The sequence below is a fragment of the Fredinandcohnia onubensis genome (genome assembly GCF_002734215.1).
Taxonomy (GTDB): Bacteria; Bacillota; Bacilli; order Bacillales; family Bacillaceae_L; genus Ferdinandcohnia; species Ferdinandcohnia onubensis.
Genome location: NZ_NSEB01000016.1, coordinates 36,046 through 53,118, shown reverse-complemented (window position 1 = coordinate 53,118; position 17,073 = coordinate 36,046). Strand labels below are relative to the sequence as shown.

General features: G+C 37.6%; 20 protein-coding genes. 19 read left to right on the top strand and 1 reads right to left on the bottom strand.

Annotation, left to right across the window (positions count from 1 at the left end):
• The first annotated feature begins 647 nt into the window (after positions 1–647).
• The 11 genes from CKK03_RS19350 to rsmI all read left to right on the top strand — a co-directional run bounded on the left by CKK03_RS19350 (position 648) and on the right by rsmI (position 8,452).
• Positions 648–866 (top strand): sigma factor G inhibitor Gin, encoded by a 219-nt coding sequence (locus tag CKK03_RS19350; RefSeq protein ID WP_180271316.1) that lies wholly within the window; start codon positions 648–650, stop codon positions 864–866.
• A gap of 185 nt (positions 867–1,051) precedes the next feature.
• Complete coding sequence (locus CKK03_RS19345; protein WP_142354039.1) at positions 1,052–2,485, top strand: aminotransferase class I/II-fold pyridoxal phosphate-dependent enzyme; 1,434 nt, start codon at positions 1,052–1,054, stop codon at positions 2,483–2,485.
• A 15-nt stretch (positions 2,486–2,500) separates the two neighbouring features.
• Entirely contained in the window at positions 2,501–3,133 is a 633-nt protein-coding gene (gene tmk / locus CKK03_RS19340) for a dTMP kinase (protein ID WP_099364159.1), read from the top strand.
• Between the two features lie 165 nt (positions 3,134–3,298).
• Entirely contained in the window at positions 3,299–3,628 is a 330-nt protein-coding gene (gene darA, locus CKK03_RS19335) for a cyclic di-AMP receptor DarA (RefSeq protein WP_099364158.1), read from the top strand.
• Positions 3,629–3,839: 211 nt separating this feature from the next.
• Positions 3,840–4,280: a YaaR family protein gene (locus CKK03_RS19330; RefSeq protein WP_099364157.1), complete on the top strand. Its 441-nt coding sequence runs from the start codon at positions 3,840–3,842 to the stop codon at positions 4,278–4,280.
• A gap of 18 nt (positions 4,281–4,298) precedes the next feature.
• Positions 4,299–5,303: a DNA polymerase III subunit delta' gene (gene holB, locus CKK03_RS19325; RefSeq protein WP_099364162.1), complete on the top strand. Its 1,005-nt coding sequence runs from the start codon at positions 4,299–4,301 to the stop codon at positions 5,301–5,303.
• A complete protein-coding gene (ricT, locus tag CKK03_RS19320; protein WP_099364156.1) occupies positions 5,296–6,123 on the top strand; it encodes a competence/sporulation regulator complex protein RicT in 828 nt (275 codons plus the stop codon). Before holB ends, ricT begins: the two co-directional genes overlap by 8 nt.
• Positions 6,124–6,136: 13 nt before the next feature.
• The gene (gene yabA / locus CKK03_RS19315; RefSeq protein ID WP_099353535.1) at positions 6,137–6,490 is read left to right on the top strand and encodes a DNA replication initiation control protein YabA; all 354 of its coding nucleotides are present in this window, start codon (positions 6,137–6,139) and stop codon (positions 6,488–6,490) included.
• Between the two features lie 91 nt (positions 6,491–6,581).
• Complete coding sequence (locus CKK03_RS19310) at positions 6,582–7,325, top strand: tRNA1(Val) (adenine(37)-N6)-methyltransferase (protein WP_099364155.1); 744 nt, start codon at positions 6,582–6,584, stop codon at positions 7,323–7,325.
• The gene (locus tag CKK03_RS19305; RefSeq protein WP_099364154.1) at positions 7,312–7,611 is read left to right on the top strand and encodes a GIY-YIG nuclease family protein; all 300 of its coding nucleotides are present in this window, start codon (positions 7,312–7,314) and stop codon (positions 7,609–7,611) included. The genes CKK03_RS19310 and CKK03_RS19305 overlap by 14 nt, the downstream gene beginning before the upstream one ends.
• Positions 7,577–8,452, top strand: coding sequence for a 16S rRNA (cytidine(1402)-2'-O)-methyltransferase (gene rsmI, locus CKK03_RS19300; protein ID WP_099364153.1), 876 nt, complete (start codon positions 7,577–7,579; stop codon positions 8,450–8,452). Before CKK03_RS19305 ends, rsmI begins: the two co-directional genes overlap by 35 nt.
• Before the next feature lie 47 nt (positions 8,453–8,499).
• Here the strand turns inward: rsmI and abrB are convergent, their stop codons facing one another.
• Entirely contained in the window at positions 8,500–8,784 is a 285-nt protein-coding gene (gene abrB, locus CKK03_RS19295) for a transition state genes transcriptional regulator AbrB (protein WP_099364152.1), read from the bottom strand.
• Between the two features lie 504 nt (positions 8,785–9,288).
• Here abrB and metG point away from each other — a divergent pair.
• From metG to CKK03_RS19255, 8 genes are all read left to right on the top strand, one after another.
• Positions 9,289–11,238: a methionine--tRNA ligase gene (gene metG, locus CKK03_RS19290; RefSeq protein WP_099364151.1), complete on the top strand. Its 1,950-nt coding sequence runs from the start codon at positions 9,289–9,291 to the stop codon at positions 11,236–11,238.
• 56 nt (positions 11,239–11,294) lie between these two features.
• Positions 11,295–12,062 (top strand): TatD family hydrolase, encoded by a 768-nt coding sequence (locus CKK03_RS19285; protein WP_099364150.1) that lies wholly within the window; start codon positions 11,295–11,297, stop codon positions 12,060–12,062.
• A 224-nt stretch (positions 12,063–12,286) separates the two neighbouring features.
• Positions 12,287–13,483 (top strand): resuscitation-promoting factor, encoded by a 1,197-nt coding sequence (locus CKK03_RS19280; RefSeq protein ID WP_099364149.1) that lies wholly within the window; start codon positions 12,287–12,289, stop codon positions 13,481–13,483.
• 120 nt (positions 13,484–13,603) lie between these two features.
• Positions 13,604–14,167 carry a ribonuclease M5 gene (gene rnmV / locus CKK03_RS19275; RefSeq protein ID WP_099364148.1) on the top strand — a complete coding sequence of 188 codons (564 nt, stop codon included), beginning with the start codon at positions 13,604–13,606 and terminating at the stop codon, positions 14,165–14,167.
• Entirely contained in the window at positions 14,160–15,053 is an 894-nt protein-coding gene (gene rsmA, locus CKK03_RS19270) for a 16S rRNA (adenine(1518)-N(6)/adenine(1519)-N(6))-dimethyltransferase RsmA (RefSeq protein ID WP_099364147.1), read from the top strand. The genes rnmV and rsmA overlap by 8 nt, the downstream gene beginning before the upstream one ends.
• A 125-nt stretch (positions 15,054–15,178) precedes the next feature.
• Positions 15,179–16,060 carry a sporulation peptidase YabG gene (gene yabG / locus CKK03_RS19265; protein ID WP_099364146.1) on the top strand — a complete coding sequence of 294 codons (882 nt, stop codon included), beginning with the start codon at positions 15,179–15,181 and terminating at the stop codon, positions 16,058–16,060.
• Between the two features lie 245 nt (positions 16,061–16,305).
• Complete coding sequence (gene veg / locus CKK03_RS19260; RefSeq protein WP_077620147.1) at positions 16,306–16,575, top strand: biofilm formation stimulator Veg; 270 nt, start codon at positions 16,306–16,308, stop codon at positions 16,573–16,575.
• 162 nt (positions 16,576–16,737) lie between these two features.
• Complete coding sequence (locus CKK03_RS19255) at positions 16,738–16,923, top strand: small, acid-soluble spore protein, alpha/beta type (protein WP_099364145.1); 186 nt, start codon at positions 16,738–16,740, stop codon at positions 16,921–16,923.
• The last annotated feature ends 150 nt before the right edge of the window (positions 16,924–17,073 follow it).

Genomic DNA, 17,073 nt, shown 5'->3' with positions numbered 1-17,073 from the left:
GCCTATCATAAACGGCCTAATGGTATATTGCCATATTGAAAAACAATAAATGCTATACTGCAAACGGCCTAAACAGTATATCGTCATATTGAAAAACAATAAATGCTATACCGGAAACGGACTAAACGGTATATTGCCATATCGCAAAACGATAAGTGGTATACTGTAAACGGCCTAAACGATATATTGCCATATCACAAAACAATAAATGCTATACCGGAAACAGCCTAAACGGTAAATTGCCATATCGCAAAACGATAAGTGCTATACTGCAAACAGCCTAATCGGTATATCCCCATATCGAGAAACAATAAGTGCTATACCGCAAACGGCCTAAACGGTATATCGCCATATTGAGAAACAATAATTGTTATACCGCAAAGCAGTTAATCATACCCTTTTGGAGATTGAGTTGGAGGAAATGGGAACGTAAAGGACTGATACGTGCCCATTTTAAGTTCTGAACAGATTAATTAGTAACGAAGTTCCGTGGATTACTCCTTTAAAGATGCATTCAAACTTTTTAAACTAAGACATACACAAACTAGCTCCTTTTCTTCATAGATTACTAAATAAGTTAAATTATAACTGTTCGTTATTTTTATAATTGTGTATACATTTTAGTGGATCCGGACAAAATAGGAAGTATGGAGGTGGAGGCAGTGAGTTCACTCGCAAATAGGAAGCATTATGGGGAAACGTGTATTATATGTGAGCAAGAGAAAAAGAGAGGCATACACCTTTATACAAGATTCATTTGTTTGGATTGTGAGCAAGATATGATTCATACGGAAACAAATGATCCAAAGTACCAATTTTACTTAGACCAGCTTAAAAAGGTTTCGACACCTGAGATATATTCATAGTTTTAATGTGTCTTGCAAGCTTGTAAAACAGGCGATCACAATTTGCCAGGCACATTTTATGACAATAAAACTTGGAATTGGCTTTTGCGTTAGGTGCAATCCCAAGTTCTTGCTTAGGACCTACTGGTATAGGTCCCTTTTTTGTTTTATAATAAGTAAATTACATAAGAAAGGTCTCTATAATTATGAATCAACAACAAACGCCATTGTTTGATGCCCTAGATCGCCATGCGAGAAGGAAGCCTCAATCGATGCATGTTCCGGGGCATAAATATGGACAAGTATTCTCGAATAAGGGGTATTCCTATTTTCATAAAGTGTTAGAAATTGATGCAACTGAACTAACAGGGCTTGATGACCTACATCATCCGGAAGGTGCCATTTTAGAAAGTGAAGCATTATTAGCTGATTTATATGGAGTGGAGAAAAGCTATTTTTTAGTGAATGGTTCTACCGTAGGAAATTTAGCGATGATACTTGCAGCGTGTTCACCTAAGGATGCCGTTTTAGTTCAGAGAAATTCACATAAGTCCATTTTGAATGGCTTAAAGTTGGCAGGAGTTCGGCCTGTTTTTGCTCATCCTACATATGATGATGAAGTTCAAGTTGCCTCGTTTATTTCCTTTAATACAGTAAAAGAGGCATTTAGGATGTTTCCAAATATAAAAGCTGTTATATTAACTAGTCCTAACTATTATGGAATGGTGAATCAAACTGAACTATCCCAGATTATTTGTTTTGCCCATGAAAAAGGGGCGGTAGTTTTGATTGATGAAGCACATGGTGCTCATTTTATGTTGAACGGGTTTCCTTCATCGGCAATATCTTTAGGGGCTGACATCGTGGTGCATTCGGCACACAAGACTCTTCCGGCAATGACAATGGGATCTTTCCTTCACGTGAATAGTGAGATTATTAATCATGGAGAGGTAGAAACGTATCTTCAACTATTACAGTCTAGCAGCCCATCTTATCCAATTATGGCATCGCTGGATCTTGCGAGGCATTATCTTGCATTACAAAAAGAGAATGGCTCGAATAAGAACATTAAACAAATCAAAGAGTTCAGCCAAAGGCTAGAGGAGATTCCGCAAATAAAAGTCGTCACTTCAGCCAATCCAGATGTCGAAACAGATTTGTTAAAGCTAACGGTGCAATCTCAATGTGAGCTTAATGGATTTCAACTCCAAAGTGCCTTTGAAACAGAAGGACTCTTTACGGAAATGGCTGATCCTAACAATGTCTTGCTTGTGTTGCCTTTATCAGAGGCATTTGATGCCGATGGGGCTTTCTTAAAAGTAAGAAATGCTGTACAAAAGTATACACCAATTAAAAAGACTATTATTGATGTGCATCATGAAACGGAGATAATTTCTTCCCTTGCCCTTTGCTATAATGAAATTAAAGGGTACAATAAAAAGGTTGTTTCCTTTCAAGATGCACTTGGAAACATTTCCGGAGAAATGATTATACCGTATCCCCCTGGAATACCTGTCCTTATGGAAGGCGAACGTGTCACTCATCGACACATTGAAATTCTAAATACCTATATTGAGGCTGGTTCACATTTCCAAGGTGGAGATATGAAAGAAAAATATATAAAGATATTAGAGATGTAAGGGGCTTGAATCGAAGTGGCTGGTTATTTTATTACGTTTGAAGGGCCTGAGGGTGCAGGTAAAACAACTGTATTAGGAATCCTCCAGGAGGAGTTTACTCGAAAAGGGTATGATGTCATTTCCACCAGAGAACCGGGTGGAATTGATATAGCAGAGCAAATCCGTTCCGTTATTCTAGATAAAAATAATACACAAATGGATGGGCGTACAGAGGCACTTTTATATGCGGCTTCGCGTCGTCAACATTTAGTGGAGAAAGTCATACCTGCATTAGAACAAGGAAAAATTGTTTTGTGTGATCGCTTTGTTGATAGTTCACTAGCTTATCAAGGGTATGCACGCGGACTTGGAATCGATGAAGTTTTATCTATTAATGAATTTGCTATTAATGGGTTAATGCCGTCGTTAACTCTTTTCTTTGATATTAAGCCTGAAAAAGGGTTAACAAGAATTGGAAAGAATGATGAAAGAGAAGTTAATCGACTTGACCTCGAGAATCTTTCCTTCCATCAAAAGGTTTATGATGGTTATGTAAAGGTTGCAGATCGTTTTAAGGAACGCTTCTATACCATTAATGCTGAGAATTCGCTTGATGTTGTGGCAAAGGAAGCATTTGAAATTATTGAAACGCATTTGAATAACAAGTAAATCCTATGAATTGCCTCAAAAGTCTGATGATTTTTGAGGTTTTTATTTTCGTTCTGGCTATACTTGTTATAGAATAAAGACAGTATAGATATTCGCACAAATAGTTACCAAATTTCGTAATATGAAGGAACAAGTAAAAGTGATAAAATAAAGGGAGGCAAAACGATGAAGCTAGTCGTTGCAGTTGTGCAGGACAAAGACAGCAACCGTTTGTCACAAGCATTAGTCGAACATAATTTCCGAGCAACAAAGCTTGCTACAACAGGTGGTTTTCTAAAATCAGGTAATACTACGTTCCTTGTGGGAACGGAGGACATCCGTGTAAATAAATTATTAGAAATTATTAAGGATAATTGCAAACATCGGGAGCAAATGATTGCCCCTGTTTCACCAATGGGTGGAAATGCAGATTCCTTTGTTCCATTCCCTGTGAAGGTTGAAGTGGGTGGAGCTACAGTGTTTGTGTTGCCGATTGATGATTTTCACCAATTTTAACTTTATTAAGTGAGAGTACAGACTCCCACTTAATAAAGTTAAAGCCTCCGGCGGATGCCACGATTTTTCAATGGAAGTTTTTCGAGCAGTAAGATTAAAGACTAATAACGCCACCTCCTGTGGCAACGTCTTTATGACCCACTTCCTGTGGGCCTAAAAATCGGGCGCAAATACGCCAAGGCGCATTTGATAAGTAGGTGACTAGTAGTTCATGAAAATAAACCAGGATTTTCGCGTAAACATAGATAAGAATCAACCTAACCAATCCAATAAGGTTTCGGGAAATGTGAACTTTAGTAAACTTGTCCATCAGGAAGAAAATAAACTTCAAATGGAGCAATTGACGAAGCTGCTTTCTCAAATTGACATGGCGGGAGAACGACTCTCTCGCTCTCAAACCTTTCAGGATTTGGCTTCCTATAAATCTCTTGTAAAGCGTTTTATCCATGAGGCCGTTGAATACGGAATGGATATAAAGCAGTCCCATAGTTGGAATTTTAATGGACAAGGGAGAACGCATAAACTTGTTGAGGAAATCGACAAGGAACTATTGGATCTAACTGAACAAATGGTTGACCAGGAAAGAGGGTCAATCGATATTCTTGGAAAAGTTGGATTTATTAAAGGATTATTAATCAATTTGTATACGTGATTGAAAGAGTGATGTATGGTGGAAAAAACATGGGAACAACTTCAGGAATATCAGCCACTGGTCTTAAAGATGGTTGAAAATAGTCTCAAGAAGAACAGAGTGGCCCATGCTTATTTATTTGAGGGAAGCCGAGGTACAGGTAAAAAGGAAGTCGGCTTTCTTTTGGCAAAAAGTCTTTTCTGTCAGCATCCTGTTGAGTACAAACCTTGTAATGAATGTACGAATTGCCGCAGAATTACATCGGGCAACCATCCTGATGTACATGTCATCGAGCCAGATGGTCTATCGATTAAAAAATGGCAAATTCAAGCGTTACAAGAAGAGTTTTCAAAAACGGGTGTGGAATCAAATCGTAAAGTTTATGTAATTAACCATGCTGATAAAATGACAACAAATGCTGCAAATAGTTTGCTGAAATTCCTTGAAGAGCCAACAAGCCAAACAGTGGCCATCTTGCTAACCGAGCAGATCCATCGGATTTTAAATACGATTCTGTCTAGATGCCAAATTTTATCATTTCGGCCACTTGCTCCAAGGGTAATTTCTGAGCAACTCATTGATGAAGGGATCTCTCCTACTATGGCTTCCCTTGTTGCTCATACAACAAATAATTTGGAAGAGGCACGTGAGTTAAGCACGGATGCTTGGTTTGGACAGTCCCGTTCAATAGTGTTACAATTATATGAAGTGATCAATACAAGGCCAACTCACGCTTTCTTTTTTTTGCAGGACCAATGGTTACCTCATTTTAAAGAGAAAGAGCAGCTTAGCTTTGGTTTAGATATATTATTGCTTATTTATAAAGATTTATTATATATACAGTTGGGTGATGAAGAGAAGCTTATCTTTCATGACCAGATTACTAGCTTTAAACAATATGCACTCAAGACGTCTACTAGACGTGTAAGTGATCAGATAGCAACGGTTTTAGAGGCGAAGCGTCGTCTATACACCAACATGAACCCACATTTATTAATGGAACAATTGGTAATAAAGTTACAGGAGGGATATAAGCTTGTATGATGTAGTTGGTGTACGCTTTAAAAAAGCGGGAAAAATATATTACTTTGACCCAAACGGTTTTACAATTCCTGACGGTGAATACGTCATTGTAGAAACGGTCAGAGGAATTGAGTTTGGCAAGGTTGTCATAAATAAAAAACAAGTCGATGAAAATGACATCGTACTTCCGTTAAAAAAGGTCATCCGTATTGCGGATTCTAAGGATAAATTAATTGTAGAGGAAAATAAACAAGCTGCTACAGAGGCGTATAATGTGTGTCAAGGAAAGGTAGTTGAACACAGCCTTGATATGAAGCTTGTTGATGTTGAATATACGTTTGATAGAAATAAAGTGATCTTTTATTTTACAGCAGATGGACGAGTTGACTTCCGAGAGTTAGTGAAAGATTTAGCGGCAATCTTCCGTACAAGAATCGAATTAAGGCAAATAGGGGTACGTGATGAAGCCAAGATGCTTGGTGGAATTGGTCCATGTGGAAGAATGCTTTGTTGCTCGACCTTCTTAGGGGATTTTGAGCCTGTTTCAATTAAAATGGCGAAAGATCAGAACCTGTCACTGAACCCTACTAAAATATCAGGTTTATGCGGCCGATTAATGTGCTGTCTAAAATACGAGAACGATGAGTATGAAAGTGCAAAAGAACAGCTTCCAGACCTTGGCGAAATGATTGAAACAACTAGTGGTAAAGCAAAGGTTGTCGGGCTCAATATTTTAGAACGAGTATTACAGCTAGAAATAGTAGGTCGTGAACGTGTTGTTGAATATACGTGGGAGGAACTACAGAAAGAAGGAGCGATTTCGATTCAAGCCACAGAATAACGAGGTGGAATGCGTGGACAAAAAAGATATTTTTGAATCTGTTAGTAGTATGGAGAAGCAAATTGGCAATCTGTATACTCAACTAGGAGAATTGAAAGAACATCTTGGGCAATTACTTGAAGAGAATCATAATTTGAAAATGGAGAATGACCTTTTACGTCGTCGACTTGATCAATCCATTTCAAAGAAAAAAGAAGAAAAAGCTGACAAGGCTTTACAAGAAGCAAAGCAGGTTGATATCGGTGAGGGATATGATAACTTAGCAAGACTTTATCAGGAAGGTTTCCATATTTGCAATGTTCATTATGGAAGTGTCCGTACTGAGGGTGACTGTTTATTTTGTCTCTCCTTTTTAAATAAGAAGTAGGTCCTTTCCTAAATAGGAGAGGGCTTTTTCATTTTCAAACAATACGTTTATAATAATAGATAGATAATCATAGGGAAGGAAACAGAATGCAATGGTTCAATTATACGATGATGAGAGATTAGATCATTTATTAGCGGAAAACTTGAGAATCATCCAAAGCCCTTCTGTATTTGCTTTTTCATTGGATACGGTACTTCTGGCGCGATTTGTTTATGTTCCAATTCAAAAAGGAAAAATCATTGATTTATGTACAGGCAATGGAGTTATTCCACTGCTACTAAGTAGACGGTCAAAAGCAGAAATTACAGGTGTTGAAATTCAAGAGCGCATTTATGACATGGCCAAACGGAGTATTGAATACAATGGGCTTTCTACCCAACTTTCGGTCATTCACGGTGATATTAAGGACATGCCTGATCAGCTAGGTAGAGATAAGTTTGATGTGGTAACCTGCAACCCGCCATATTTTCCAACACCAAAGGCGGATGAAATGAATCAAAATGAATACCTTAAGATTGCTCGCCATGAAATTTATTGCACATTAGAGGATGTCGTTCGTGTTAGTAGCCAATTGGTCAAGCAAGGAGGAAAGGTTGCATTCGTCCATCGACCAGGCCGATTAATGGATATCCTCACCTTAATGAGACAATATCGAATAGAGCCAAAACGCTTGCAATTTGTTTATCCGAGACCTGGAAAAGAAGCAAATACAATCTTGGTTGAAGGGATTAAGTTCGGAAATCCAGACCTGAAAATTTTACCCCCTCTATATGTATACGATGAGCAGAATGAGTATACAAAAGAGATAAGGAAGATTCTCTATGGGGAAGAATAATCATTATTTCTATGTCGTAGAGTGCAAGGATGGAAGCTTCTATGCAGGTTATACAACTGATGTTGAGGAACGTTTGAAAAAGCACAACGAAGGTAAAGGGGCCAAATATACAAGAGGAAGGGGTCCCATTACCCTATTATTTTCACAGGAATTTGAAACAAAGGAAGAAGCAATGCGTGCAGAATATAGATTTAAACGACTGAAGCGGCCTGAGAAAGAACGGTTGCTTGCTATGGAAAGTGGGGAGCGATATGTGGCAGCAAAAAAGCTTTCAACTAAATTATGAATATGGAACGTTATATCTCGTTCCGACCCCGATTGGGAACTTGGAGGATATGACCTTTCGAGCAATTAAAACGTTGAAAGAATCAGCAGTTATTGCGGCTGAGGATACAAGGCAAACAAGGAAACTTTGCAATCACTTTGAAATTGAAACACCGGTTATAAGTTATCATGAACATAATAAAAAGGTGAGTGGCGAAAAAATTCTTTCGCTCCTGCGTGAGGGTAAAGATGTGGCAATTGTAAGTGATGCTGGGATGCCGACAATTTCAGATCCGGGCTATGAGCTAGTTGTAGAAGCCGTTCAGGAGAAGATGTATGTCGTTCCTCTACCAGGTGCAAATGCGGCATTAACATCATTAATAGCCTCGGGACTTGGTACACAACCCTTTTATTTTTATGGATTTTTAGACCGTAATAAGAAGACGAAACGAAAACAATTGGAGAGTTTAGTACATATCCAAGCGACACTGCTTTTTTATGAAGCTCCACATCGTTTAAAAGAAACACTAAAGATTATGAGAGAGATACTTGGAAATCGTAAAATAACAGTTTCTCGTGAATTAACCAAGAAATTTGAGGAGTTTATTCGTGGTGATTTAGATGAAATTCTTACTTGGTCAGACGAGGATACCGTTCGCGGTGAATTTTGTCTTGTTGTAGAAGGAGCGCAGCAAGGTGAAGAAGATGCTTTGGAGGCATGGTGGGAAGAGCTATCGATTGAACATCATGTCAATCATTATGTTGAGACTGAGTCCATGACAACGAAAGAAGCAATTAAACAGGTTGCAAAAGACCGAAATCAGCAAAAGAGAGAAATTTACCAAGAATACCATGGTTTATAGAATAGAAAAAAGCTTCTCAAACCGAGAAGCTTTTCGTTTTTCATTTATTATTTTACAGCTGTTAGATTATTTTGAAGCTCTTTAAGGATTTGTTCTGCACCTTCACGGCTAAGAACAATCTTGCCATTAGCAAGTGTGAAATTATCATCTGAAATTTCACCAGTTACTTGACAAGTCATATTTGGCTTGTATTTCTTTAAAATAATTCTGTCGTCGTCAACATAAATTTCTAGCGCATCTTTTTCAGCGATGTCTAATGTACGACGAAGCTCGATAGGAATAACCACACGACCTAATTCATCAACTTTACGAACAATACCTGTAGATTTCATTTCTTTTTTCTCCTCTCAATATTTTATTATTTATCTCTCTATATCGTCAATTTTCGACAAATTGATTTCTAGATAATAATATCAAGATTTCCATTTAACGTCAATCACTTTTAACTACAATTCTTTTAAAATATGTATAATAATGGTACATGTGTCCTATAACATCAGGCTTTTATAAAAACCCCAACCTACTTAATCTACTGTTTTATGAAAAAATGCTGTACTATAATAAAGGGAAAAATGGTAATTCAATTCGACAAAATTCTACAAAATTTATGCTGTTTTTGTCGAACAAAAGGTTCTATTTCGTTTTTGTCGAATAGTTTCCTTTTTAATTTGCTTACATATCTATGTAATTACGGGAATTTGGGATTTTTTTTCTCTCCAAGGAGCAGGGGCTACAGGCGCTTGCGCTTTTCTCGTGCTTTAGGTATATTTTGTAGATATAATAGGAATAGATGAATAGTATGTCTACACGTGTACTTGATAAGAGGAGGTTTAATGATGGCACAAGAAAATAAAACATTTTATTTAACTACACCCATTTATTATCCAAGTGGAAAATTACATATAGGACACGCATATACAACTGTAGCAGCAGATGCTATGGCTAGATATAAAAGACTACGTGGATATGATGTAATGTTTTTAACAGGAACCGACGAGCACGGTCAAAAAATTCAACGTTCTGCAGCTGAAAAAGGTGTTACCCCACAAGCGTATGTTGATGATATTGTGTCAGGTATCCAAGAATTATGGCAAAAGCTTGAGATTTCTTATGATGATTTTATTCGTACTACGGAAGATCGTCATAAAAAAGTTGTCGAAAAGATTTTTGACCAACTTGTTAAACAAGGCGATATCTACCTTGATAAATACGAAGGCTGGTATTGTACACCTTGTGAATCTTTCTTTACAGAAAGACAATTAGCGGATGGAAATTGCCCTGACTGCGGACGTCCAGTTGAAAAGGTAAAGGAAGAATCCTATTTCTTCAAAATGAGCAAATATGTAGATCGCTTGCTTCAGTATTATGAAGAGAATCCGGAGTTTATCCAACCTGAATCCCGTAAAAATGAAATGATTAATAACTTTATTAAGCCTGGTCTTGAGGATTTGGCTGTATCAAGAACAACGTTTGATTGGGGTATTAAAGTACCAGGAGATCCAAAGCACGTCATTTATGTGTGGATCGATGCTTTATCAAACTATATCACGGCATTAGGTTATGGTACTGATGATGATACTAAATATCAAAAATATTGGCCTGCTGATGTTCATTTAGTAGGAAAAGAAATTGTTCGTTTCCATACGATCTACTGGCCAATTATGCTAATGGCATTAGACCTTCCACTACCGAAAAAGGTATTTGCCCATGGTTGGTTATTAATGAAGGATGGAAAAATGTCAAAATCAAAAGGAAATGTTGTGGACCCGGTTACATTAATTGACCGTTATGGACTTGACTCACTTCGTTATTATTTGCTACGTGAGGTTCCTTTTGGTGCAGATGGTGTATTTACACCTGAAGGCTTTGTTGAAAGAATCAATTTTGACTTGGCAAATGACTTAGGAAACTTACTAAACCGTACTGTTGCAATGATCGGACGGTATTTTGATGGTACAATTCCAACCTATCAAGGTAATCAATCAGAATATGATACGCAGTTAGCGAATTTTGCCGTGGACACTGTTTCTAAATATGAAGAAGCAATGGAAAAAATGGAGTTTTCTGTTGCGCTTACAGCTCTATGGCAGTTTATTAGTCGTACAAATAAGTATATTGATGAAACTCAGCCTTGGGTTGTTGCAAAGGATGAAGCGAAAAAGGATGAACTTGGTTCAATTATGAGTCACCTTGCAGAATCCCTTCGTTTTGCAGCAATCATGCTTGAGCCGTTTTTAATCAAAACTCCAGGTGAGATTTTTGCACAACTTGGAATGAAAAACGAAGAGTTAAAAACATGGGAAAGCATATCTGAGTTTGGAATTAAACAAGAAGGGCTTCAGGTTTCAAAAGGTGAGCCTATTTTCCCACGATTAGAAATTGCCGACGAAGTAGAATATATAAAAGCAAAAATGCAGGGTGGCACGAAAAAAGAAGAGCCTGTAAAAGAAGTGGAACAAGCCGAAGAAATTACGATTGATGATTTTATGAAGGTAGAGCTTCGTGTTGCAGAGGTGCTTCAAGTAGAACCTGTCAAAAAAGCCGATAAGCTTTTAAAACTTCAATTAGACTTAGGTTTTGAAAAACGTCAGGTTGTTTCTGGTATTGCACAATATTATACTCCTGAGGAATTAGTAGGTAAGAAGGTAATTTGTGTAACAAACCTTAAACCTGTAAAATTACGTGGAGAATTATCACAAGGTATGATTTTAGCGGGGTCTGTTGATGGGGAGTTATCAGTCGCGACGATTGATCAAAGCCTACCAAATGGAGCTAAAGTAAAATAACAAAAGGGGACAGAAAATTTCTGTCCCTTTTACATACGGAAAAAGGAGTTTTAACTATGTTAATTGATACACATGCTCATTTAAATGCGATACAGTATCAAGAAGATTTAGAAGAAGTAATTGAAAGAGCACAAAGTGAAGGTGTTGAAATAATTGTAGTCGTTGGGTTTGACCGTGAAACGATTACAAGAGCAATTGAATTAGCGGATACATATGAGTTTATTTACGCTACGGTGGGGTGGCACCCAGTGGATGCAATTGATATGACAGATGAGGACCTCAAATGGATTGAGGAGCTTTGTTCCCATCCAAAGGTCGTAGCATTAGGTGAAATGGGCCTTGATTATTATTGGGACAAGTCGCCAAAAGACATTCAAAAAGAAGTTTTTCGTAAGCAAATTGCACTAGCAAAGAAGGTAAAGCTACCTATTATAATTCATAATCGAGAAGCAACTGCCGACATTATTGAAATCTTAGAAGAAGAGAAGGCAAGTGAGGTCGGCGGCATTATGCACTGCTTTACTGGAAGTGTTGAAGTCGCGAAACAATGTATGGATATGAACTTTTATATTTCGTTTGGTGGACCCGTTACCTTTAAAAATGCAAAAAAACCAAAAGAGGTAGCGGCTGAAATTCCATTAGATCGTCTATTAATTGAAACGGATTGTCCTTATTTAACACCACATCCATTTCGAGGAAAACGGAATGAACCAAGCTATGTGAAATATGTAGCAGAGCAAATTGCGGAGCTAAAAGGGGTCACTTTTGAGGAAATTGCCCAAAAAACATCCGACAATGCGAAGCGATTTTTCGGCATAAAATGATAGCAAATTTTGTCAAAAAATAGGGTAGCTTGTCCAACAATAAGTTAATTAGAAAAAGTTCTACATGTCTCCTTTGTCTCATATATATCTTTGTCGACAACTAATTCTTCCTTTTTAAAAATTCCTCTTGCATAATATTTAGTACGGTGAATGAAAAAAGGGGTGGGGTTGACAGAATAAAAGATCCTTTATATAATCCACTGAGAGAAGGAGGCGTTTTTCATTTGCTTAAAAACATGAAAAAACTGTTTTCCGAGTCAAAGCACAAAAAGAGATTAATAGTCTCGATAAGTAGTTTTATAGTCTTAGTAGGTGCCGGCACGGGTTATGCTACATATGAAACTACAAAGGATACAGTTACACTATCATTAAATGGAAATGAGCAAGTTATAAGGACGCACGCAAACACGGTTGCAGAAGTTCTACAAGATTTAGAGATAGATGTCTCGAAACATGACGAGCTTTCACCATCAATGGATACGGCAATCAAGGACAATTTGAAAGTGACGTGGCAAGAGGCTATTCCGGTTGAGCTTGTAGTTGATAACCAACCACAAAAGGTCTGGACAACAGTCAAAACCGTGGGAGATCTTTTCAAAGACACTAAGGTAGAAATTACAGAACACGATAAAGTCAATCCAAGTTTAGATACAAAGTTAAAAGAAGATATGAAAGTTGAAGTTGAAAAGGCATTTCAACTCACTTTAAATGACGGCGGTACCGAATCACAAGTTTGGTCCACTTCGACTACTGTCGCTGACTTTTTAAAAGGTCAAAATGTTACACTAAATGAATTGGATCGAGTAGAACCAGGAATGGAAGCACAGATTACAGCAAATAGTGTCGTCAATGTTGTACGAGTAGAAAAAGTCACCGATGTAGTGGAAGAATCAGTTTCCTTTGCAGTTGTTAAGAAAAAAGACAACAGCATTGATAAGGGCAAGCAAAAGGTAGTAAATCCTGGTCAAGATGGTAAGCTTGCAAAGCACTACGAAGTCGTTCTTGAAAATGGAAAAGAAGTTTCAAGAGATCTGATTAAAACAGAAACCTTACAAGATAGTAAGGATAAAGTTGTAGCAGTCGGTACACGTGAAATTGTTCAACAGGTTTCCCGTGGTACAGGTAATGTTGCAAAAGAATTCTATGTTTCATCTACAGCATATACTGCGTATTGTAGTGGGTGCTCAGGAACAACTGCGACAGGAATTAACCTTCGTGCAAATCCAAATGTTAAGGTTATTGCGGTTGACCCTAGTGTCATTCCTTTAGGTACAAAAGTGTATGTAGAAGGATATGGCTATGCAGTAGCTGGTGACAAGGGAACTGATATTAAAGGTTATAAGATTGATGTCTTTTTCTCGGAGAAATCCCAAGCTTTTCGTTGGGGCCAACGAAAGGTGAAAATTCAAATCTTAAATTAACTTGCAATGAACAGAGGAATATTCCTCTGTTTTTTTATGTCTATGTCTTTTTTGTTATAATTATGTAATATTTGTATCTATAATGTTAGACGAAATAAATCGAGAAAGGTTTCACTAAAAATGAAAATAAAAGAAATAATTGTTGTCGAAGGCAAAGATGATACCGTAGCAATCAAAAGAGCGGTTGATGCCGATACAATTGAGACAAACGGTTCAGCCGTTAATCAAGCAGTTTTAGAAACAATTAAACACGCTCAACAAGTAAGAGGAGTCATCGTGTTTACAGATCCAGACTACCCGGGGGAGAGAATCCGTAAAATTGTGGCGAATGCTGTTCCTGGATGTAAGCATGCTTTTTTGCCAAAGAAAGAAGCACTTGCGAAGTCAGGTAAAAAGGTAGGAGTTGAGCATGCTACCCCAGAGGCGATTAGAAAGGCCTTAGCAGAGGTTAAACAAGAGCGGGAAGACTTTTACTCGGATATCGACTTAGACGCTCTGGTGGAGGTAGGATTGATTGGAGGAAGCAAGGCGAAAGAACGAAGAGAAAAGCTAGGCGTCCTTTTGAAAATTGGTTATACTAACGGAAAACAGCTGTATAAACGTCTGCAAATGTTCCAAATTACAAAAGAGGCATTTGATGAGGCTGTCGAAAAAGTACTACAGGGGGAAAGGCAAAGTGATTAAAGATATCGCCACACCTATAAGAACAAGAGCAATATTAGAAAAGCACGGGTTTTCATTTAAGAAAAGCTTAGGACAAAACTTTTTAATTGATACAAATATTCTCCACCGCATAGTTGACCACGCCGAAATTACAGAGGAAACAGGTGCAATTGAAATTGGACCAGGAATTGGGGCATTAACCGAACAGCTTGCTAAGCGAGCAAAAAAAGTAGTCGCATTTGAAATAGATGGTCGACTTTTGCCGATTTTAGCAGATACGTTATCTCCATATCCAAATGTTGAGATTATTCATGAGGATGTATTAAAAGCAGATGTACAGTCTGTCATTCATGAAAAAATGCAGGGAACTAGCGATATTATGGTAGTTGCCAACCTCCCTTATTATGTAACGACGCCTATCATTATGAAACTTTTAACAGAAAACATCCCATTAAGAGGCATTGTTGTAATGCTGCAAAAAGAAGTAGCAGATCGGATTTCAGCTGTACCCGGTACAAAGGATTATAACTCATTATCAATAGCCATCCAGTACTATACCACCGCTGAAACTGTCATGACGGTGCCAAGAACCGTATTTGTTCCACAACCAAATGTAGACTCTGCCGTGATTCGTTTAATCAAGAGGAAGGAACCTCCGGTAAAGGTTGAAAATGAATCCTTCTTTTTTGATGTTGTTCGTGCTTCATTTGGGCAAAGAAGAAAGACGATTTTAAATAACTTAACGTCAAATCTTCCGAATGGCAAAGCTTTAAAAGAAGTAATAGAAGGTTGTTTAGCTACTTCAAATATCGATCCAAAACGTCGCGGAGAAACATTATCAATCGAAGAATTCGGGCACTTGAGTAATGAATTGTATAAGATATTAGACAAAGGACCTACTAAATAGTAGGTCTTTTTTTATATTGTTGGTTCTCCAACTTTCTTTCCTCTCACCACTTTTGGCTCTACTGCATAGGCTAACAAGTAGGTATCTCATAAGCGCAAATTACCTCGAAGTTGGAGTGGGTGAGGATGGAAATAAAAGTTGGTGATATTGTTGCAAGGAAATCATATCAGTTTGACTTGTTGTTTAAAGTAACAGAAATTACACATGATCAAACTGTTTATTTATTTGGTGAAGATGTAAGGTTGATCGCGGATGCCCCATATGATGATTTAGTTCTAGTCGATGAGAACGAAAGACAGAAGAGACAACGGACAGATCGAGAAAAAGTGGATCATTCCTACCGCCTCTTTCGACAAGATTATCAGTTAATTAGGCAAAAAAATGAATACCATGCGACAGGTGGGTATTCAAATGATACAGAGTTTTTTCAAATCCCAGGAAGAGTTCTCCATATTGATGGTGACCCCAATTACTTAAAAAAGTGCCTGGCTTTATATGAAAAAATAGGTGTTCCTGTATATGGAGTCCACTGTCATGAAAAGGAAATGCCAGACAGGATTGATGAACTACTTGATAAATATAGACCTGACATACTTGTGATAACTGGGCATGATGCATATTCAAAGTCAAAGGGGAAGGTTACTGAACTAAAGGCATATCGGCATTCACGTCATTTTGCTCAAACAGTTCGACAGGCAAGAAAAAGAGTTCCGCATTTAGATCAACTCGTTATTTTTGCGGGTGCCTGCCAGTCCCACTTCGAGTCTTTGATAAGAGCGGGTGCAAATTATGCAAGTTCACCTTCAAGAGTCAATATACATGCTCTAGACCCTGTATATATCGTTGCAAAAATTTGCTTTACTCCTTTTGATGAAAGAATTAATGTATGGGATGTTCTGCGAAATACATTAACAGGAGAAAAGGGCCTTGGAGGGATTGAGACTAAGGGTGTATTACGAACGGGTATGCCTTATCAAAAACTAGTGGATGAAGAAGGGGATCTCTAACGTGTTACGCTAGAGATTCCCTTTGGTATTTTATTACATATAACAACAATTGAAAAATATGTCGATGAAAGAAATCTTGATTTTTATACATATTAGCTGCACTTTTGAACATACTATCGGTTGTGCACTAAGAAAAATGTAGGAAAATATATATTGACAAGTATTTTGTATCATTGTTATAATTTTAGTTTTGTTTGACGTTTTAAGATTTATTTGGTATACTTAGAATAGTGAGGTGGAGTGAAATGGGAAAAACTTTGCTTGATATCAAAAGGTCTTTAGATACAAATTTAGGCAAGAGGCTTACTTTAAAGGCGAACGGTGGTCGTAGAAAGACAATCGAGCGCTCGGGAGTGCTCGCTGAAACGTACCCCTCTGTATTTGTAATTGAACTAGACCAGGACGAGAACTCGTTTGAGCGAGTATCATACAGCTATGCTGATATCCTTACAGAAACCGTTCAATTAACATTCTTTGATGAGACATCTGGGAACATTGCTATAAGTGGGCAGTAGACATTGTGTTTGCTGCTTTTTATTTTGTCTGAAAACGTGGTACTTTTTCATAAAGTACCGCGTTTTTTGTTTAAAAAAGAATTAATAGGATAAATTGTTACTATAATTAACCCTTGTTTTTCTAATACTAAGGTTGTCGTAGGTAGAAAGGGGTTGTAGTTATTGGGAAGACGTAGAGGAATTATGTCGGAAACCTTTAAAGAAGAGTTAGCAAAAGAACTTGGTTTTTATGACACTGTAAAAAGTGAAGGTTGGGGTGCAATTCGTTCACGTGATGCCGGAAATATGGTAAAACGTGCAATTGAAATTGGGCAACAACAGCTTGCTAAAAAGGGAAAAAACCAGTAAAACAGTTTCTCGAACTACGACGCCGGAGCAGACTCGCTTCGGCTTTCTTTATATAAGAATAAGGTCATTATGAACGATTTACATAAAAAACAGCGCAGACAGCATGACATCACTGTTTTACGATGTTTACTTTATGGTACAATGTCAATA